22 protein-coding genes and 1 pseudogene are annotated in these 19,671 nt (G+C 35.6%); 19 read left to right on the forward strand and 4 right to left on the reverse strand.

Annotated elements, in window-relative coordinates; genetic code table 11:
* The first annotated feature begins 5 nt into the window (after positions 1-5).
* A complete protein-coding gene (gene hcp / locus HRG09_RS10655; protein ID WP_174100751.1) occupies positions 6-1,292 on the forward strand; it encodes a hydroxylamine reductase in 1,287 nt (428 codons plus the stop codon).
* A 163-nt stretch (positions 1,293-1,455) separates the two neighbouring features.
* Here the strand turns inward: hcp and HRG09_RS10660 are convergent, their stop codons facing one another.
* Positions 1,456-1,944 (reverse strand): chromosome segregation protein, encoded by a 489-nt coding sequence (locus HRG09_RS10660; protein WP_174100753.1) that lies wholly within the window; start codon positions 1,942-1,944, stop codon positions 1,456-1,458.
* 384 nt (positions 1,945-2,328) lie between these two features.
* Here HRG09_RS10660 and HRG09_RS10665 point away from each other — a divergent pair, with 384 nt between their 5' ends.
* Both HRG09_RS10665 and HRG09_RS10670 read left to right on the forward strand, forming a co-directional pair.
* Positions 2,329-3,663, forward strand: a complete 1,335-nt coding sequence (locus tag HRG09_RS10665; RefSeq protein ID WP_174100819.1) for a hemolysin family protein — start codon at positions 2,329-2,331, stop codon at positions 3,661-3,663.
* Between the two features lie 100 nt (positions 3,664-3,763).
* Positions 3,764-4,018: pseudogene (locus tag HRG09_RS10670) on the forward strand (aldehyde dehydrogenase family protein); the annotation flags it as partial.
* 57 nt (positions 4,019-4,075) lie between these two features.
* Here the strand turns inward: HRG09_RS10670 and HRG09_RS10675 are convergent.
* The gene (locus HRG09_RS10675) at positions 4,076-4,468 is read right to left on the reverse strand and encodes a YueI family protein (RefSeq protein ID WP_174100755.1); all 393 of its coding nucleotides are present in this window, start codon (positions 4,466-4,468) and stop codon (positions 4,076-4,078) included.
* 178 nt (positions 4,469-4,646) lie between these two features.
* Here HRG09_RS10675 and HRG09_RS10680 point away from each other — a divergent pair, with 178 nt between their 5' ends.
* Positions 4,647-5,780, forward strand: coding sequence for a BA2291 family sporulation histidine kinase (locus HRG09_RS10680; RefSeq protein ID WP_375335754.1), 1,134 nt, complete (start codon positions 4,647-4,649; stop codon positions 5,778-5,780).
* Positions 5,781-5,820: 40 nt separating this feature from the next.
* Here the strand turns inward: HRG09_RS10680 and HRG09_RS10685 are convergent, their stop codons facing one another.
* Entirely contained in the window at positions 5,821-6,570 is a 750-nt protein-coding gene (locus tag HRG09_RS10685) for a DUF4397 domain-containing protein (protein WP_174100757.1), read from the reverse strand.
* A gap of 428 nt (positions 6,571-6,998) precedes the next feature.
* Between HRG09_RS10685 and HRG09_RS10690 the strand changes: the two genes are divergently transcribed.
* From HRG09_RS10690 to HRG09_RS10740, 11 genes are all read left to right on the forward strand, one after another.
* Positions 6,999-7,139 carry a YjcZ family sporulation protein gene (locus HRG09_RS10690; RefSeq protein ID WP_174100822.1) on the forward strand — a complete coding sequence of 47 codons (141 nt, stop codon included), beginning with the start codon at positions 6,999-7,001 and terminating at the stop codon, positions 7,137-7,139.
* A 435-nt stretch (positions 7,140-7,574) separates the two neighbouring features.
* On the forward strand, positions 7,575-8,885 hold the full coding sequence (locus HRG09_RS10695; protein ID WP_174100759.1) for an aspartate aminotransferase family protein: 1,311 nt from the start codon (positions 7,575-7,577) through the stop codon (positions 8,883-8,885).
* The gene (locus HRG09_RS10700; protein WP_174100761.1) at positions 8,882-9,580 is read left to right on the forward strand and encodes a CoA transferase subunit A; all 699 of its coding nucleotides are present in this window, start codon (positions 8,882-8,884) and stop codon (positions 9,578-9,580) included. Before HRG09_RS10695 ends, HRG09_RS10700 begins: the two co-directional genes overlap by 4 nt.
* Positions 9,565-10,227 carry a CoA transferase subunit B gene (locus HRG09_RS10705; protein ID WP_174100763.1) on the forward strand — a complete coding sequence of 221 codons (663 nt, stop codon included), beginning with the start codon at positions 9,565-9,567 and terminating at the stop codon, positions 10,225-10,227. The genes HRG09_RS10700 and HRG09_RS10705 overlap by 16 nt, the downstream gene beginning before the upstream one ends.
* Positions 10,228-10,243: 16 nt before the next feature.
* Positions 10,244-11,512: a peptidase gene (locus HRG09_RS10710; RefSeq protein WP_174100765.1), complete on the forward strand. Its 1,269-nt coding sequence runs from the start codon at positions 10,244-10,246 to the stop codon at positions 11,510-11,512.
* Positions 11,509-12,360 (forward strand): putative beta-lysine N-acetyltransferase, encoded by an 852-nt coding sequence (ablB, locus tag HRG09_RS10715; protein ID WP_174100767.1) that lies wholly within the window; start codon positions 11,509-11,511, stop codon positions 12,358-12,360. The genes HRG09_RS10710 and ablB overlap by 4 nt, the downstream gene beginning before the upstream one ends.
* Positions 12,361-12,562: 202 nt before the next feature.
* Entirely contained in the window at positions 12,563-13,954 is a 1,392-nt protein-coding gene (locus tag HRG09_RS10720) for a sigma-54 interaction domain-containing protein (RefSeq protein WP_174100769.1), read from the forward strand.
* A gap of 210 nt (positions 13,955-14,164) precedes the next feature.
* Positions 14,165-15,583: a lysine 2,3-aminomutase gene (gene kamA / locus HRG09_RS10725; RefSeq protein WP_098490834.1), complete on the forward strand. Its 1,419-nt coding sequence runs from the start codon at positions 14,165-14,167 to the stop codon at positions 15,581-15,583.
* Entirely contained in the window at positions 15,580-15,852 is a 273-nt protein-coding gene (locus tag HRG09_RS10730) for a YokU family protein (protein WP_017149664.1), read from the forward strand. Before kamA ends, HRG09_RS10730 begins: the two co-directional genes overlap by 4 nt.
* An 80-nt stretch (positions 15,853-15,932) precedes the next feature.
* Positions 15,933-16,148, forward strand: a complete 216-nt coding sequence (locus HRG09_RS10735) for a YozE family protein (RefSeq protein ID WP_098337230.1) — start codon at positions 15,933-15,935, stop codon at positions 16,146-16,148.
* A gap of 475 nt (positions 16,149-16,623) precedes the next feature.
* A complete protein-coding gene (locus HRG09_RS10740; RefSeq protein WP_174100770.1) occupies positions 16,624-17,286 on the forward strand; it encodes a hypothetical protein in 663 nt (220 codons plus the stop codon).
* Here the strand turns inward: HRG09_RS10740 and HRG09_RS10745 are convergent, their stop codons facing one another.
* A complete protein-coding gene (locus HRG09_RS10745) occupies positions 17,287-17,442 on the reverse strand; it encodes a DUF3930 family protein (RefSeq protein WP_174100772.1) in 156 nt (51 codons plus the stop codon).
* 160 nt (positions 17,443-17,602) lie between these two features.
* Here HRG09_RS10745 and HRG09_RS10750 point away from each other — a divergent pair, with 160 nt between their 5' ends.
* The 4 genes from HRG09_RS10750 (at position 17,603) to HRG09_RS10765 (ending at position 19,659) form a co-directional block, all read left to right on the forward strand.
* Positions 17,603-17,782 (forward strand): YozD family protein, encoded by a 180-nt coding sequence (locus HRG09_RS10750; protein ID WP_003197525.1) that lies wholly within the window; start codon positions 17,603-17,605, stop codon positions 17,780-17,782.
* 124 nt (positions 17,783-17,906) lie between these two features.
* Positions 17,907-18,098, forward strand: a complete 192-nt coding sequence (locus tag HRG09_RS10755) for a hypothetical protein (protein ID WP_174100774.1) — start codon at positions 17,907-17,909, stop codon at positions 18,096-18,098.
* The gene (locus HRG09_RS10760) at positions 18,098-18,919 is read left to right on the forward strand and encodes a serine/threonine protein kinase (protein ID WP_174100776.1); all 822 of its coding nucleotides are present in this window, start codon (positions 18,098-18,100) and stop codon (positions 18,917-18,919) included. Before HRG09_RS10755 ends, HRG09_RS10760 begins: the two co-directional genes overlap by 1 nt.
* Positions 18,901-19,659, forward strand: a complete 759-nt coding sequence (locus HRG09_RS10765) for a sporulation protein (protein ID WP_174100778.1) — start codon at positions 18,901-18,903, stop codon at positions 19,657-19,659. Before HRG09_RS10760 ends, HRG09_RS10765 begins: the two co-directional genes overlap by 19 nt.
* Positions 19,660-19,671 lie beyond the last annotated feature (12 nt).

The following is a 19,671-nucleotide window of genomic DNA, read 5'->3' on the forward strand; positions in this document are numbered from 1 at the left end:
GGGATATGTTTTGCTATCAATGTGAACAAACGCCAACGGGCGGATGTAAAGTAATTGGCGTTTGCGGGAAAAATGAAACAATTGCAAGTTTACAAGATACAATTGTATTTGGATTAAAAGGAATTGCTGCTTACCGTACCCATGCTGCCCAGCTTGGGTACACGGACCCATTTGTAGATGCTACAACTCATGAAGCGTTATATATGACATTAACGAATTCTAACTTTAATGAACAAGAGCATATTGATATGGCTATGAAAGTTGGAAAATCAGCTTTACGGGTGATGGAGTTGTTAGATGAGGCACATACGAATCATTTTGGTATTCCAGAACCTGTTCAAATTACACAAAACCGTGTAGAAGGTAAGGCAATTGTTGTTACGGGCCATAATTTATTTGCATTAGAGGAATTATTGAAGCAAACAGAGGGAAACGGAATTAATATTTATACGCATTCGGAAATGTTGCCAGCACATGGATATCCACAGCTGAAAAAATATAAACATTTAAAAGGGAATATTGGTAAAGCATGGTATGATCAGAGACGTCTCTTTGAAAAATTTACCGGCGCAATCTTAGCTACAACGAATTGTGTGATGCCAATTAAAGGTTCATATTCAGATCGCTTCTTTTCGTATGATATTGCAGGCCTTGAGGGTGTACAAAAAATTGAAAATGAAGATTTTGCACCATTGATCAAAAAAGCACTAGAGCTTCCAGAAGTACATATGGAGTCGGATGAACAGCTCGTAACAGGTTTTCATCACAATACAGTATTATCATTAGCACCAGAAATTATCCAGGCAGTAAGAGAAGGGAAAATTAAGCGCTTTTTTGTCATCGCAGGTTGTGATGCTCCAGGTAAAGGCGGCGAGTACTATCGTGAATTAGCAACGTCACTTCCACAAGAAACGGTTATCTTAACAACTTCATGCGGGAAATTCCGTTTTAATGATGTAGAATATGGTGTGGTACCAGGTACGGAAATCCCACGTTACATTGATCTAGGACAATGTAATAATTCTATCTCTACAATAAAAATAGCAGCGGCTTTAGCTGATGCTTTTCAATGTGAAGTGAATGAATTACCAGTTAGTATTGTTTTATCTTGGTTTGAACAAAAAGCGGTAGCAATTTTACTTGGACTACTTAGTCTTGGAATTCAAGATATTCGTATTGGTCCAAAGGCACCTGAATTTATTTCATCTGGTGTGCTTAATGTATTACAAGAAACATTTGGTTTAAAACTTATTACAACTGCAGCAGAAGATATGGATATGATGTTATCGTAACAAAAAGGATGTCTTGTAATGAGACATCCTTTTTGTTATACAGTAAAATTCCCATGATTGGAAGGTTTTCGTTTGTCACCTCAATTGGATTACATAAAAAAGCGCATGATAAGTGACTAGGGGGGAGTCAAGTATCATGCGCGAACTAACGTTTGAAAAAGAACTAAAATCCAAATATACTTAAAATCATTTTGCGACGTTTTGGTTTTTCTTTTCGTTCATAAGTTGGTGCGATATCAGTTTTGATATCAGGTGTGATGTAAAGTGGTTCTTCTTTTTCAAGAGCAGCCTCTAATTGTTGAATTTTATTCATCATTTCTTCCATTTCTCTGCGATGTTGTAGCAATTGATAATTGACGACGTCATCTGCTTTATCTTGCATTTTTTCTTCTATATGATTTAAACGGTGTGTAATTGTATTTAATTGTGTAACAAATTTTTCGAAATCAATTGATGATTCTGTAGCTAGTGGTGAAGTTTGTTCGATTTGAGTACGATGATATTCTAACATTTTATCTAAGTCCTCTTGAGTGAAAATAAAATGACCGTATTTGTTTTTTTCTATATTGAGATTCAATTGTTGTGCAATCCGAACCACTGCCTTTGGGCTAACACCTAACTTCTTCGCAATAACGGGCGTCTTATATTCCAAGGTAAATCCCTCCTATATATATCCTGTTGAATGATTTCGGTGTAGAAAGTCTCTTCCCTGCATGGATGACAAAAGAAGTGAGGAATCGGCAAAGAAAGTGTTTTTTCACGAGAATTAGTTTTTTAGCATATAAATACTTCAAAAAAGAGAGAAAAATGTCTATTTTTTGTAATGATTCCTGTTTGACGGAAAGAAGAGAATTAGATTATCATAAATATAATTATCTTTTTTATGTGTGCATATAATGTATAAAAAGGTGATAGCGAATGTAGAAACTTGTAAGATGATAAGAAGAGCTTTTTTGTTTGAATAAATTTGTAGGAGGTGGCTTCCTTGCTTACAGGGTAAGTAAGGAAAACGTATTTGGACATATATAGTATAAGTATGGTGATTGTTTTGATTGCCTTAACTGCATTTTTTGTTGCAGCTGAATTTGCAATTGTGAAAGTAAGAAGTTCGCGCATCGATTCTTTGATTGCAGAAGGGAATAAACGTGCAACTTCTGTGAAAACAGTCATTACAAACTTAGACGAGTATTTATCTGCTTGTCAATTGGGGATTACAGCTACAGCTCTTGGACTCGGGTGGTTAGGAAAACCAGCGCTAAAGCATATGTTTGACTCGCTCTTTGCAAGATGGGAAGTGCCTCCCCAGGTTTCTGATATTTTAGCTGTGACTCTAGTGTTTATGTTCATTACTTTTTTCCATATTGTTGTGGGAGAATTGGCACCCAAAACATTGGCAATTCAAAAAGCAGAACAAGTGAGTTTACTTGTTGCGAAACCGCTTATTCTCTTTTATCGAATTACTTTTCCGTTTATATGGCTTTTAAATGGATCAGCCCGATATGTAGCAAGAATATTTGGTTTAGAAACTGAAAAAGAGCACGAAGAAGTCCATTCGGAAGAAGAATTACGCTTTTTAATGTCAGAAAGTTATAAAAACGGTGAGATTAATCAATCTGAATTTAAATATGTAAATAAAATCTTTGAATTTGACGATCGTATTGCAAAAGAAATTATGGTGCCGCGAACAGAAATGCATATTTTAGATAAAGGTACGTCTGTTACAGAAGCGTTGCAAAAAATGTCCGATGAGAAATATACAAGGTATCCAGTTGTAGATGGAGATAAAGACCATGTTATTGGTTTTGTAAACTTTAAAGATATTTTCACAGATTTTGTGAAACATAGTAATTTTAGTAAAGAAACAGTAGAGCAGTATACTCGTCCCATTATACTTGTCATTGAATCGATTGCGATTCATGATTTATTTTTAAAAATGCAACGAGAGCGCACACATATTGCTATATTAATTGATGAATATGGCGGAACATCGGGTCTTGTAACGGTCGAAGATATATTAGAAGAAATTGTTGGTGACATTCAAGACGAATTTGATATAGATGAAAAACCAGAAATTCAGCATATTAGTGAAACGAAAACAATTTTAGAAGGAAAAGTGCTTGTTAGTGAAGTGAACGCATTATTAAGTTTATCGATTGATGATGATGACATTGATACAATTGGTGGATGGATTTTAACGAAGCATCTAGAAATTGTAGAAGGTGACATTGTTGAAATTGAAGATTATAATTTTTGTGTGAAAGAATTGGATGGCCACTATATCAAACAGATAGAAGTGACAAAACGAGCAGTTCCCATTTTAATTTCAGAAACCGAAAAACGAGTAGCATTACAAGAACAAATAAGCTCGTAAACTCTGCATATAGCAGAGTTTTTTTTTAGTTGGTAAAATGTTTTTATATGAAAAGAGGCATGCTACAATAAAAACAAGTTAGCCCTTTAATTAGGTGAAGTTTGAAGAAGCATTAGAAATGGTAAATAATTCACAGTATAGCTTGCAGACCGGAGTATTTACAAATGATTTAACAGCAGCAATACGTGCAATTGATGAACTAGCAGTAGGAGGTGTCAAGATTAATGACATTCCAACATCCCGATTGGATCATATGCCGTATGGTGGAGAAAAAAAGAGCGGGACAGGTCGTGAAGGAATTAAATATGCGATTGAAGAAATGACAGAGATGCAACTAAGCTGTATTAAAAAATAAATATAAATAAAAGGTACATTTGCTATTTGGGCAAGTGTACCTTTTATTTATAGGGGATTATTTCATCTCTTGTTTAAAAATAGAATCTTCAACATAGATTTGTTCTTTATCTACCGCTGTACTATGCGCAAGAACTAAACCGATTGGTGTATGTGTACCTTTATTTTGAACGATTGTAAAAGGTACATTTTTTTCATTTGCCAATTTAATGTATTTTGATAAATGTGGGTAAGCGATGCTGCCGTTTACATATAGTTGTAATGATTGAGAAGTGCGCATACTATTAGCTACTTCTGTATAAACATTGCTTTGCATCACTTGACCGATTGTTAAAGCGATTTCTACACGCTCACGCAATGTGCTTAAGTACATATTGCGTTCTTCGGGTTTGTTTTGCTTTTGGCCATGAATGCCCTCTTGGAGATAATCTTCCACATTTTTATTTGCCATATTTTTCACACCTTTCATATCTTATTGTACGCAAGAAATGAAAAGGATGCAAAAAAAGTCATTTTCAACATTGAATTTAAATTAACTTTATCAACAGAAATTAACAAAATGTGACAACAATCTCTTAACGAAACTTATTTTTTGTGTTAATATTCAAAATATATAGGGTATACGTCGCATGGAAATGGAGGGAATGGGGGTTTTTCCAATCGATAAGGATATTAAAGAAGTATTTTGTTCGCACTTGAAAAACAATAGGCACCAATTCGTAGAGAACTGGAAAAACAAAATGATAATTTCCGAGAAAGATCCATTTAAGCAAGAAGTAGTCCGGAATGGAGCGGATTTATTAGAGTTAATTATTGAACTTATTATGGAAGATAAGGATATAGCTCAGCTACAGCCGTTATGTGAAAAAATTGCAATTGAGCGTGCAGGGGCAGATGCTAATATTGGAGATTTCGTCTATAACGCGAATGTAGGAAGAAATGAACTATTTGAAGCAATGTGCGAATTAGATGTTAGGGCTCGGGAATTAAAACCAATTATGACAAAAATACATACTTGTTTTGACAAACTAATTTATTATACGGTTTTAAAATACTCGGAAATTATATCGAGAAATTTAGAGGAAAAACAGCAATATATAAATGAAACACATAAGGAAAGATTGACAATTTTGGGACAAATGTCAGCGAGTTTTGTTCATGAGTTTCGCAATCCATTAACCTCAATTATGGGGTTTGTTAAATTATTGAAATTAGATCATCCCAATTTATCATATTTAGATATCATTTCACACGAATTAGACCAATTAAATTTCCGTATTTCGCAATTTTTACTTGTTTCAAAAAAAGAAATGTGGAATGAATCTGAACGATTTTGGCTAAATGATTTGTTTCATGATATTATTCATTTCTTATATCCAAGTCTAGTTAATTCGAATGTTTCAATTGAAAAAAACTTACCGTACCCTATTTCATTTGTAGGATACCGTAGTGAAGTGAGGCAAGTTTTCTTAAATATTTTAATGAACTCAATCGATGCTCTCGAAGTGATAAAAGAAGATCGTAGAATTATTATCGATGCATGTGAAGAGGAAGAGAGGATTCATATTGTTATTAAAAATAATGGGCCAATGATTCCGGCAGAAAGTATTGAAACGATCTTTGAACCATTTGTTACGACAAAGAAATTAGGAACGGGTATCGGTTTGTTTGTATGTAAACAAATTGTTGAAAAGCATAATGGATCGATTATGTGTCGCTCTGATTCAGAATGGACAAAATTTCATATTTCATTTCAAAAATAAAGAAGAAAAGTCTATACCAAGAGAGAATGGTATAGACTTTTTAATTTGTCAGAACCACAGCTTCTAATTTTGGGGATTGATTAGAATAACCTACTAATGAAAATGTGTAAATTGTATTTGGTTCTACTTTTACGTTAGGAATGGTTACAAGCACTTTTTTTGTATCAGCAAGAGAAATTTCAATATCAGCGGTTCCAGGACTCACCTGCAAATAATCTGTTATTTGTTTAAATAAAACATTTTCAAATAAATAATCGCCGCCTTTTATTGATACATAAACGGCGGGGGTATCAGGTGAAAAATGTGAAAATCTTATTTTTGCTTGACCTGATTGTAAAGGAGTAGTATCAAGCATTGGTTGTAATTGTATATGTGCATTTGTACCGATTGCTGCAAGTGTATAAGAGCGGTTGCCCATCATCGGAACAAGTGCTGAGAAAATAGGCGTTTCATTACCAGTAGGTACAATATCAACTCGGTACTTCCCTTGAGCCAAGGACAAATAAGGGCTATATTGTTTAAATGAAATATTTTTAATTACCCTTTGTCCATTCACTAAAAAATCAACAGCTTGTGTTTGAGGGGATGCGTGGAATAGTCTCATATAAGATGGCAATACCGCTTCTTGAGAATCGCGTTTTTCATATGCATGTACAAGTTTTGTAATCGCACTATGATATTTCATATATAATTCCATATATTTTTTTGGGTTTGTATATTGATAGTAACGAGCAAGCTGTTCATACAGGGCTGCTTCTTGGCCATATTTTTCAATTTCAGATTGTGCCATGTAAATTCCTCCTTTTTTATCACTATAACTATATGCATCTTGGAAAAGGGCTTATGCAAACAAACTTGTCAAAAAATATAAAAATACTAATAGATAATGTATCCTGCAATTTTGAGGTAGTAAGACTCTCACCTAAAGATTCAGAGAAAAGCATAGTAGAGAGGTGGAGAGCTAACCATCAGTTGGGGATGAAAAAACACGAATGGAAGCTTCACTTTACAGAATTTGTGAGCGGGAAAGCCCACGCGCTTCAGCCGTGGGAGTGGTCAAATGTATACACATTGCAGCATTCCATATAAATCAAAAATTCCTAGTTGAACTTAGGGATTTTTTGATTTATAGGCAAACGCACATACAAAGTGACAGTTGTCCTACATAATTTATTAGGGAAAATGAATTTTTAAGTAGTGGAGGGAGTGGGACAAATCATGTGGGGATATGGATATCCTGGTAGTTATTGCGGATACGGTGGCTATGGCGGCGGAGGTTGCGGTACAGGTTCTGGATTTGCGTTAATCGTTGTATTGTTTATTTTACTAATCATTATTGGGGCGAGTTGCGTACGTTAATTGCCAATAAAGAGCGTCATGCTGAACTGGTTAATTAAAGTTAATCGGTTCTTTCTTTTTTAGGATTTTGTCTAATTTTGTTGAAAAGTATGACGGATAAACTAAATAAATAGGAAGGAAATTGACGGGAGTTTCGTCGAAGTTTACACAATGTCAGCAATTACGTAAAGCTGATAGTATGGTAAGAAAATAATGAGTTCGTATGTTTTTTAGGCTTAATTTTTATAGAAGGGAGGATCCTTTTAGAGGGGGAAAGGGTTTGGTCTTTTGTTGTGTTTCTGAATTTTCACTTTTTATTTCGGTTTTTAGCACTCATTTGTATATTTTATAATAGTTTTTTGATAAATTCACTGCGCTTGCAGAGGATTCTTTTTTATGAAAGAAACGTCAATTTTCTTCATATATATATACAAATTGGAGAAATGGGGGAGCGCTATGCGCGATTACTTAATTAAGCCACTTGTTGGTCAGCCGTATCCAATGATTTCGCATGGAAAAGGTGTGTATTTGTATGATCAAAATGGTAATAAATATTTTGATGGTTCGTCAGGAGCGATTACGGCAGGTATCGGACATGGCGTAACAGAGATTGCGGAAGTGATTAAAAAGCAGGCAGAGGAGATTGCTTTTGTGTATCGCTCACAGTTTACGAGTGAGCCAGCTGAGAAGTTAGCAAAGAAATTAAGTGATTTAAGTGTAGGGGATTTGAACTGGAGTTTTTTCGTAAATAGTGGTACGGAAGCGAATGAAACGGCGATGAAAATTGCGATTCAGCATTTTCAAGAGCGTGGTATTCAAGGAAAACATAAAATTTTGTCACGCTGGATGAGTTATCACGGTATTACGATGGGAGCTTTATCAATGTCAGGGCATCCACTTCGCCGTCAGCGATTTGTATCTATTTTAGAAGATTACCCAACTGTTCCAGCACCGTATTGTTTCCGTTGTCCGGTGCAGAAAGTATATCCAACATGTCAGCTTTCTTGTGCGACTGAGTTAGAACGAGCAATTGATCGAATTGGCGCAGAACATATTGCGGCTTTTATAGCGGAACCAATTATTGGTGCGGCAGGCGGAGCGGTTGTACCACCGAAAGAATATTATAAGGTGATTAAAGATATTTGTAGCCATTATGATATTTTATTTATTGCGGATGAAGTTATGACAGGTCTTGGACGTACTGGTGCATGGTTTGCGATGGAGCACTGGGGCGTGGAGCCAGATATTATGACGTTAGGAAAGGGACTAGGTGCTGGTTATACACCGATGGCCGCGACGGTTGTGAGTGATCGTGTGATGGAACCAATTTTACGAGGATCGCGTTCCGTAATGAGTGGGCATACGCTTAGCGCTAATCCATTGTCAGCCGCGACGGCTTTAGCGGTTATTGAATATATGGAGAAACATAACTTGCCTGAGAAAACAGCGGAAAAAGGAGAATATTTAATAAAAGGATTGCAGAAAGTTCAGCAGCAATCGACAATTATTTCCGATGTGCGTGGAAAAGGGTTGCTGATCGGAGTAGAATTGCAACCGTTTACAAAAGCGTCTGAACTTATTTCAGTCGCAGCGAAAAATGGACTCCTTTTATATCAAGCTGTATCAGGGCAGGCAGGAAAAGAGGATAGTGCGTTGCTTGTTGCACCGCCGATGACAACTACATATTCCGAGTTAGATGAATTACTTGAGATTTTTGCGAAAAGTGTGGAAGAGATGATGCAAAAAGGAGGTCATAGTATCGCATGACAACTATTACAAATACATTTGGAAAATTAAAAGAAATTGACGATATTATCTCTTTGTTTCATGATGATATGGCGTTAATGTTTGGAGGATTTGGCGGAATTGGATCCCCTCCATCATTAATACAAGCGATTGTAGAAAAAGGAATTTCAAATTTACATTTAATCGGAAATGATACAGGGTTTCCGGATGTAGGAATCGGTCGCCTTATAACGAAAGAACGAGTGAAATCATTAATTACTTCACATATTGGTTCAAATCCAAATGCGGGCAGACAGTTAAATGAAGGTCGATTACAGATTGAGTTTTCACCACAGGGAACGCTGGCAGAAAGGATTCGTGCTGGTGGTGTTGGACTTGGTGGAGTTCTTGTCGATGTCGGTGTAGATACAATTGTGGAAGAAGGAAAACGAACAGTCGAGATGAACGGAAAAACATATTTAGTGGAAACGGCTTTAACTGCAGAGGTATCGATTGTATACGCGAAAAAGGCAGATCCATTTGGGAATCTTGTGTTTGATAAAAGTGCTCGTAATATGAATCCACATGTTGCGATGGCTGGAGATATTACAATTGTTGAGGCAGAAGAGATTGTACCACTTGGAAGCTTAGATCCGGAGGAAATTGTTGTTCCAGGTGTTTTTGTAGATTATATCGTGCCGTCGGAAGGAGTGAATTGGACATGGGTATGGGAGTAGAAGTGAGAGATAAGATTGCAAGGCGGGCTGCGAAAGAGATTCAAAATGGAATGATTGTGAATTTAGGAATTGGTATTCCTTCTCTTGTACCTAACCATTTGCCAGAGGATATACACGTTATGTTCCAGGCGGAAAACGGTATTGTTGGAATGGGACCAACGCCAAGTAAAGGAAGCGAAGATGAAAACTTGTGTAATGCGGCTGGATTGCCGACGTCACTCATTACAGGAGCAAGTTATTTTGATAGCTGTACAGCATTTGGAATGATTCGAAAAGGGTTGCTTGATGTAACGATACTTGGTTCACTGCAAGTAAGTGAAAAAGGTGATTTAGCAAATTGGATTGTTCCAGGAAAACGCGTTCCAGGTATTGGCGGAGCGATGGATTTAGCACAAAAAGCAAAGCGGGTTGTTGTTGTGATGAATCACGTTGATAAGTATGGAAATGCAAAAGTTGTTTCAGAATGTACACTTCCATTAACGTCGAAAAGATGCGTAGATTTAATTATTACAGATATGGCTGTAATGGAAGTTACTTCTGAAGGTTTAGTACTTCAAGAGTTAATGAGTCCTTATACAGTAGAGGATGTAAAACAAAATACGGAGGCATCTTTTCATGTGAGTTCTAATTTACTTGTGATTGAATGAGAGGAGCTAACAAATTATGAAGCAATTAAAAAAACAAGTATGTGATTATATTGAAAGTCATGAAGGAGAAAGTGTAAAACTCTTAAAACGATTAATTCAAGAAAAAAGTGTATCTGGAGATGAGAGCGGCGCGCAAGCAATTGTCATTGAAAAATTACGTGAATTAGGTTTAGATCTCGATATTTGGGAGCCTTCTTTTACAAAAATGAAAGATCATCCTTATTTTGTATCTCCAAGAACGAATTTTTCAGATAGCCCCAATATTGTTGCGACGTTAAAAGGAAGCGGCGATGGAAAATCAATGATTTTAAACGGACACATTGATGTGGTACCAGAAGGTGACGTGAATCAGTGGGAACACCATCCATATAGTGGTGAAAAAATAGGGAATCGCATATACGGTCGTGGAACAACGGATATGAAGGGCGGAAATGTGGCTCTTATGTTAGCAATGGAAGCGATTATAGAGCTGGGTATTGAACTAAAAGGAGATATTTATTTTCAAAGTGTCATAGAAGAAGAGAGCGGTGGAGCAGGTACTTTAGCAGCAATTTTACGAGGCTATAAGGCAGATGGGGTTATTATTCCAGAACCTACAAATATGAAGTTCTTCCCAAAACAACAAGGTTCTATGTGGTTTCGCCTACATGTAAAAGGAAAGGCAGCACATGGTGGTACACGTTATGAAGGTGTAAGTGCGATTGAAAAAAGCATGTTTGTCGTTGAGCAGTTGAGACAGTTAGAACAGAAAAGAAATGAGCGAATTACAGATCCATTATATAAAGAAATTCCAATCCCTGTTCCAATCAATGTTGGGAAAATTGAAGGTGGTAGTTGGCCAAGCTCTGTACCAGATGCATTGATTTTAGAAGGAAGATGCGGAGTTGCACCGAATGAAACTATGGAGGCGGTAAAAGAAGAATTTGAAAGTTGGATAGGACAATTAAAAAATGTAGATCCATGGTTCGAAGAATATCCAGTAGAAGTACAATGGTTTGGAGCAAGATGGGTCCCAGGTGAATTGGATGAGGAGCATGAACTTATTACAACGCTTCAAGACAATTTTGTTCAAATTGAAGGAAGAAGTCCAATTATAGAAGCATCACCATGGGGGACGGATGGTGGTTTGTTTACACAAATTGCAGAAATTCCAACTATTATATTCGGACCAGGGGAGACAAAGGTAGCCCACTATCCAAATGAATACATTGAAGTGGATAAAATGATTGCCGCAGCAAAAATTATTGCATGTACATTACTAGACTGGTGTGAGGTGAAAAAATGAAATATTATGAATTATTTAAAGAACAGACGAACCACTATACTGTAGAAGGGGCGCTAGATTATTTTAATAAACGTATTCGGGTAGACCATTATACAGGAAATGTAGAAAGTCTTGTGCAAAAAATAGAAGAGTTAGCAGAGAAGCATTCTTTCACCAAATGTATTATAAAAGGAAAGGGAGAGCATGTTTCGACGTGGCTCTCTTTTGGCTTTTTATTAGAAGCGACGATACCACATTATTTTCAAGGACATGATGCGTATTTTCTTGTGAAATACCGTGATGATGAAAGACGAAATAGTATTCAGTGGGTTGATGAGGATCGTATTATAGATGGTGTGAGGGAAAAAGAGGTAAAGGAGAAACAAGTTCCTGAGAAATTTGTCTTGCGAAAAGCGACAGAGGAAGACGCAGAAGAATTGGCAAGTGTGTTTGGAAAAGTGTTTGAAATTTATCCGACTCCGTTAAATGAAGCAGACTATGTTGTTCAAACGATGAAAGAAGATACAATTTATTATGTGTATGAATTAGACGGGCGTATTATTAGTACTGCTTCAGCAGAAATGAATGTAAAAGAGGGGAATGCGGAATTAACGAATTGTGCAACGTTACCTGAATATCGAAAACATGGATTTATGAAAAGTTTACTTATTAAGTTAGAAGAAGAATTGCAAGAGAGAGCAATCTTTTGTTCTTACACAATTGCACGTTCGCTTTCATTTGGAATGAACGCAGCTTTTCATCAGCTAGGGTATACATATACAGGAAGGCTAGCGAATAATTGCTACATTTTTGATAAATTAGAAGATATGAATATATGGGTGAAAGATTTATCTCGTATTAACGGGTAGTAAGAACCTCGCTTGCTAGGAGAATCATCAGTGGAGGATAGAAAAATCCTTCACTGATGTGTATTTTATTATATCACTTGTAAATGAGAAATAAATAATATGAAATAAATAAAAAGTAGAACGGAATCGTAATGCTTATAATCGCACACAGGTGTGCTGAAAATTCGGCATATAATTTGCTGGATTTTTGGCAAGAGGGGGGATGACAATGCTAGCAGTTTCGACACAAGAAGTCATTGAGGCGATTTTGGGCAGTATTGATGAAGCTATTCATGCGGTGGATGAAAATGGTATTACAATTTTTTATAATACTGTTGCTGCAAAACATGATGGTTCAAAGATTGAGAATGTATTAGGAAAGCATTTATTAGAAGCATTCCCATCCTTATCAAGGGAAACGAGTACACTTATGAAAGTTTTAGATACGAAAAAGCCGATTTTGCATCAAGTACAGCGGTATCAAAATTTAAACGGTGAAGATGTCTGTACTGTAAATACTACATTACCTATCTTTATAGAAGATAAAATTGCAGGTGCTGTTGAAATTGCAAAAGATTACTCGACAATTCAAAAGTTAACTGATACCATTGTTGATTTACAATCGAAAATGAAACGTTCTTCTAGGAAAAAGGTAACAAAAAAGCACGTTGCCTTTAATACAATTGTGACAGAAGATTCTCGCTTTAAACAAACGAAAGATTTGGCACAAAAGGTGGCACCAACAGATGCCAATGTTTTAATTTACGGGGAGACAGGGACTGGAAAAGAATTATTCGTACAAGCGATTCATGAGGCTTCAAAACGGAAAAATAAACCGTTTATTGCTCAAAACTGTGCAGCTCTTCCAGAATCTCTTTTAGAGAGTTTATTATTTGGCACAACAAAAGGTAGTTATACAGGTGCTATTGAACGTGCGGGGTTATTTGAACTTGCAGATGGAGGGACATTATTTTTAGATGAATTAAATTCGATGCCCCTTGATCTGCAGGCAAAAATGCTTCGGGCATTAGAAGATGGAGTGATTCGTCGTATAGGGGATAATAAGACGAGAAAAGTTGATGTTCGCGTCATTACGGCGATGAATCAGCCTCCAGAGATATGTTTACGTGAAAATAAAATTCGAACGGATTTATATTATCGCTTAAATGTATTTTCGCTATATATTCCACCGCTTCGTGAACGAAAAGAAGACGTATTATTGTTAGCGTCGTATTTTTTAAACGATTATAATAAAGAATATAAAAAAGATGTACTTCATATTGAGAATGAGACGAAAGAAAGATTACTAGCATACCATTGGCCTGGAAATGTAAGAGAGTTAAAACATACTATGGAACACGCTGTAATTATTGCTGAAGGAAGCTCCTTAACGGTTAGTTGTTTACCACGAACATTTCGAAAAGAGGTAGATTCAAAGAATAAGAAGAAAAGCATCCTCCCTTTACGTGAGGCACTTTATCAAACAGAAAAAGAATTAATTGATCAAGCACTAACAGAAACAGATGGGAATATTTTGCAAGCTGCTAAATTGCTAGGTATTCCAAGGCAAACATTGCAGTATAAATTAAATAAGTATGACAAAACCGCCGAATAATCGGCGGTTTTTGTGTGTTTGCACCAATAAAAGAGCGTTTACATAAACAGAAAGAAATGAATATTCTGTTTATTATAAGCGCCATTTAAAATAAGAAAAAATCTTTTTCCTTATATAATAGGGTATCTTTAGCCATTTCTTATTGGGAATGAAAAGTTGGCATAATTATTGCTTATATAAATGGTGAGCGTAAAAAAAGGGGGAATAGCAATGTTACATGATGTATACAAACCAAATCGTCACTGGAAAGATATCGAATTATGGAAAGATGTTACAGAAGAGCAATGGAATGATTGGGTTTGGCAATTAACGAATACGATCAAAACGTTAGATGATTTAAAGAAAGTAATCAATTTAACACCAGAAGAAGAAGAAGGTGTTAAAATTTCAACAAAAACGATTCCGTTAAATATTACACCGTACTATGCTTCTCTTATGAATCCTGATGATCCGCGCTGTCCGATTCGGATGCAATCAGTACCGATTTCGGAAGAATTATATAAAACAAAATATGATTTAGAAGATCCACTTCATGAAGATGAAGATTCACCAGTTCCAGGCTTAACACATCGCTACCCAGACCGTGTTTTATTTCTAGTAACAAATCAATGTTCTATGTATTGTCGTTATTGTACACGTCGTCGTTTTAGTGGACAAATTGGAATGGGTGTTCCGAAAAAACAACTAGATGATGCAATTGCTTACATTAGTCAAACGCCACAAGTACGTGACGTTTTAATCTCTGGTGGTGACGGTCTTCTTATTAATGATAAAATTTTAGAATATGTATTAAAGAACTTACGAGCAATTCCGCATGTGGAAATTATCCGTATCGGAACGAGAGCACCGGTTGTGTTTCCACAACGTATTACAGAAAATCTATGTAATATTATTAAAAAATATCACCCAGTATGGTTAAATACACATTTTAATACTTCTATTGAAATTACAGAAGAGTCAAAACTAGCGTGTGAAATGCTTGCAAATGCAGGTGTTCCAATAGGAAACCAAGCAGTTATTTTAGCTGGAATTAACGATAGTGTACCAATCATGAAAAAGCTAATGCATGATTTAGTAAAAATTCGCGTTCGTCCGTATTATATTTATCAATGTGATTTATCAGAAGGTATCGGTCACTTCCGCGCTCCAGTTTCCAAAGGGTTAGAAATTATTGAGGGGTTACGTGGGCATACTTCTGGTTATGCTGTTCCGACGTTCGTTGTTGATGCTCCAGGTGGAGGCGGGAAAATTGCCCTGCAGCCAAACTATTTAATTTCACAAAGCGCGGATAAAGTTGTACTCCGTAACTTTGAAGGAGTTATTACAACATATCCAGAACCAGAAAATTATGTGCCAGGAAGAGCGGAAGGTTATTTCAAAGAAATTTATCCAACATATGAAGAGAAACGTTCAGATATTGGTGTAGCTGGATTGATGAGTGATAAGAAATTCAATCTTGTCCCAGATGACTTGCAGCGCATGAATCGCCGTAAAGATTATGAAACAAATGACGAACATGCTTCATTAAAAGATAAACGTGATAAGCGTGACCAGTTAAAAGATAAAAAATATCAAGCACAAATGGCGAAATTAGAAGAAAATAAAAAAGCTGAGGGTGACGCAGTATGAATTGTATGTGGTGTGACAGTACAGAAGCGAAAGAAAGTCTGAATACTGTATATTGGGAATTGCCAGATGGTACAAAAGCCATTGAAATTCAAAAGACACCATGTATTTCTTGTTCATCATGTGGAATGGACTATCAGCCTGATCATGTTGTAAAAGAAATAGAAGATCAATTGTTTTTAATTTATACAAAAGATTTACCGAAACAACTAACATATGAAGAACTAATGGAACGTCCACGCTTATTAAAGAGAAATTATTTTGACTTTTAACCAGAAAACCAGCGATTATGCTGGTTTTTTTCTTTTCTCCCTTGTATAATGTATCCAAGTTAGAAAGGTAGGGAATATGTTTGAAAAAGTCATTTTATCACTATATGATGAAGCACCGTGCGTCTTTAGTTAAAAATGAAGTATCTGATTTAGCTGAAGCTATGTATGATGATTTAAGTTTTCCGAAGCAATCAGAAGATTACGATGAAATTAGCTCGTATTTAGAATTAAGTGGATTACTAGGCAGCATGACTATTTTTGATGAAGCTTGGGATTTATACATACAGGAAAGATAGTTAAGAATAAAAAACATAATGAAGAAATTCGTTTTATGTTCAGTGGGGCTCTTTGTTTGTATTAATTGAAAATTAGGAGTAGAGAACGCTCCGCCAAGAATAGTATGATGCATATAAAACATAATGAGTATATTACTTTAGATAAAGTAAAGTACTTATTATGTTTTTTTGTTTTTTATCATATTGATAAACTGTTATATCTCTGAATCCAGAAGGTATAATGCCATTTGTTAATGGCTAATGTCTACTGCATGATGCCGATCCATTAAATTGAAATATAGTTTAAATTACAGCACGATGCGTAGCGTACGATACGAGATGCTAGACATGTATTCAGGAACGATAAACGGAAAGCTAGTATGTCTATTAAATTTTTCATGAAAAAATTTTTGAATATAAGCTTATGTGATAAGCGTTTTTTCATCGTTTGCATATACTGTTATCAAAATCACGACTTTAAAAAGGAGAGAGATAAATGGCACGAAAAAAACAACCTAAATATAATGTAGGAGACATAGTCGTGATTACGCTATATGGGACTGTTGGTAAAATCACAAATATGAAAATATTAGATGGTGTTTATGTATATGAAGTTAATAATCATGATGGATTTTATGTGGAACAAACACTTCAGCATGTCACGGAACAAGAAATGAAAAAAGGTGAAACAGAATGGATTGAACTGCGTTATCATTTTACATTCGGTGACCTAGTGCAAGTTACGGGATATGATAAAGATGTTTTTCGTATCGTTGGGTTTCGCACAGAGGTGTGGCGGTATAAAAATGACGCTTGGGAAGATACGATATATGAATTATCGAGAATTACAGATGGTGAGTGGTTAGAGGCTGATGAATCAGATTTAACCTTGCTTGCGAATGCGCAAACTGCTAATGCAATTTTGAAAAAACTAAAACAAGATAAAGCAGGGATGAATAAATTAGATTTAGGAAAATTGAAATCAATAAACAACTCCAAAAAGGTGAGTATTAAAACAAGCCGACAAGAAATTATTGATGGATTATTAGACATTTATAATGACTATCAATTATTATATGAAACATTTCAAGATGAAGAATATAAAATTGTTATGGATGTCGTCCATAATTATTTAGTTAAATTAACAGAGAAAAAATAGCTAGAAAGTAAGCAGGAACTGAACAAAAATATAAGCTGTGTAAGGTATACCTACAATTGTTAAAAAAATAATAAGCCCTTTAATGACAGAGTCTGCCCATTTATCTTCATGCATGAACTCTTCTTTTCTTTGCTCTACTTCATATTGGTATTCCATTTTTTATTTCCCCCTTTAAATAGCTTGTACTACATCGTATGCTGTGAGCTGAATTGATATGACAGACAAGTATGATATAGAAAAGAAAATCTATTTTTCTAATCTCGTATACATAATTTTGAAATTTCTTCATATAAACAGAAATAAAGGAGTGATGCTCATGAAGGAAATTGAAGTCGTAATTGATACGGAAGAAATTGCGGAGTTTTTTTATGAGCAACTAATTGAGAGAGGGTATGTGCCAAAGCGAGAAGAGATTGAGGACCTCGCTGATATTACATTTGAGTATTTACTAGAAAAATGCATGATTGATGAAGTGTTTGATGAAGATGAAGGATGAAAGTAACGACGGGACCTACTCGTCGTTTTTTACACTTTAAAATTCTTTCTTTACAAACTTGTCACAAACATAAAAGATTATTATTGGTATAATAAAAAGAAAATTTGAAACAAGAGGTGAAGGGATGTTCAAAAAAATTATTGATTCTTTACTAGGAAAGAAGAATAGATATCGTTCCTACTCAAGTAGTGATTATCGTCATAGAGGTCGCTCGTATTCAAGTAGCGATTATAACAGGAGAAGAAATTCTCATGGCTATGGACATCAGCACTATAAAAGAAAACGTAAAAGCCGTAGTTTCTTTTCCAGTAGTTGATGAAGTGGCGTGACATACTTGCTTGGTTTGATAGACCGCTGCGCACTGATACAATTGTTACGCAGCGCTATAAAATTAAATCAGTAATTGGAATGGGCAGCTATGGTTTTACATATATCGTTAATGATTTGGAAACGAAAGAAAAAAAGGTTTTGAAACAATTAAGACAAAGTAAGCAAAGGTATATGTCAGGTCGAAGGTCATTTGCACAGGAGCAAGCAATTTTAGAACAGTTAGATCATCCAGCAATACCAAGCTTACATGATAGTTTCATATGGAAAAAACAGCTGTTTTTTATAATGGAGTATATGCCAGGTAATAATTTTGAAGACTTCATTTTCAAAGATGGACATGTTTACGAAGAGCGTGAAGTTTTTCATATTTTATATAAGGTACTTGAGATCGTTTCTTATTTTCATAGTAAAGGTATTATTCATCGAGACTTACGAACCCCAAACATTTTAATGGAAGAGGGGCAGATTAGCATAATTGATTTTGGATTAGCTAGATTTATAGGAGAAATCGATGAACGAGCATCGATCTATGTAGGAGAACAAGCCTATATGCGAGAGGTTCACTATCGCAGTGATTTTTATGCACTAGGTCACTTTACATTATTTTTATTATATTCTGGTTATGAGTCTACTGCAAAAGAAGAAAGACCATGGTATGAAGAGTTGCAGCTAGCGAAAGAAAACCGTGAAATTATTATGCGAATGCTACGGACGAAGACGCCATATTATGAAGATGTACAAGCGATTAGAAAGGATATACGCCATACATTAGAAAGGATGGGGGATACATGTTTCAAAAGTTTTTAGCAAGTGTTGGAATAGGAAGCGCGAAAGTTGATACAATTCTTGAGAAAGAAGAATATTTAGTAGGAGAAGAAATTGTAGGTGTGGTTCATATTACAGGCGGATCAGTCGAGCAACAAGTTGAAAGCATTTACTTAACGCTAACAACGTCGTATGTACGAGAAATGGATGATAAAAAAGTAAGCGCTACATTCGATTTAGAACGAGTACGTTTAACGGATCCTATTACGATATCTCCAAATGAAAAAGTAGAAATTCCATTTTCATTCCCGATGCCAATTGAAGCGCCGCTTACTTTTGGAATGAAAACGGTTTGGATTCATACAGGTCTTGATATTAAGCGGAGTATTGATCCGAGTGATCGTGATTATATTCAGGTATTACCGAATGCATTATTAAATAGTGTTTTAGATAGTGTAAAACAATTAGGATTTAGACTTCGTCAAGCAGAGTGTGAAGAGCTGCCACGTTATTTACGTACGAATATTCCATTTGCGCAAGAATATGAGTTTATTCCAGTTTCAGGGCAATATTATGGGAAATTAGATGAATTGGAATTATTAATTTTACCACGTGCGCATGATCGATTGGATATTGTTATGGAAGTAGACAGAAAAGCTCGCGGATTAGCAGGGTTATTTTCAGAAGCGTTAGACTTAGATGAGAGAGTCGTTCGCTTTACTGTAACGCGTGAAGATATTCCGGCTATGCAGCAAAAAATTAACAGTTATATTTCTTCATAAATAATGCATAAA

It is taken from the genome of Bacillus sp. Xin1 (assembly GCF_013314535.1).
In the GTDB taxonomy this organism is placed as follows: Bacteria; Bacillota; Bacilli; order Bacillales; family Bacillaceae_G; genus Bacillus_A.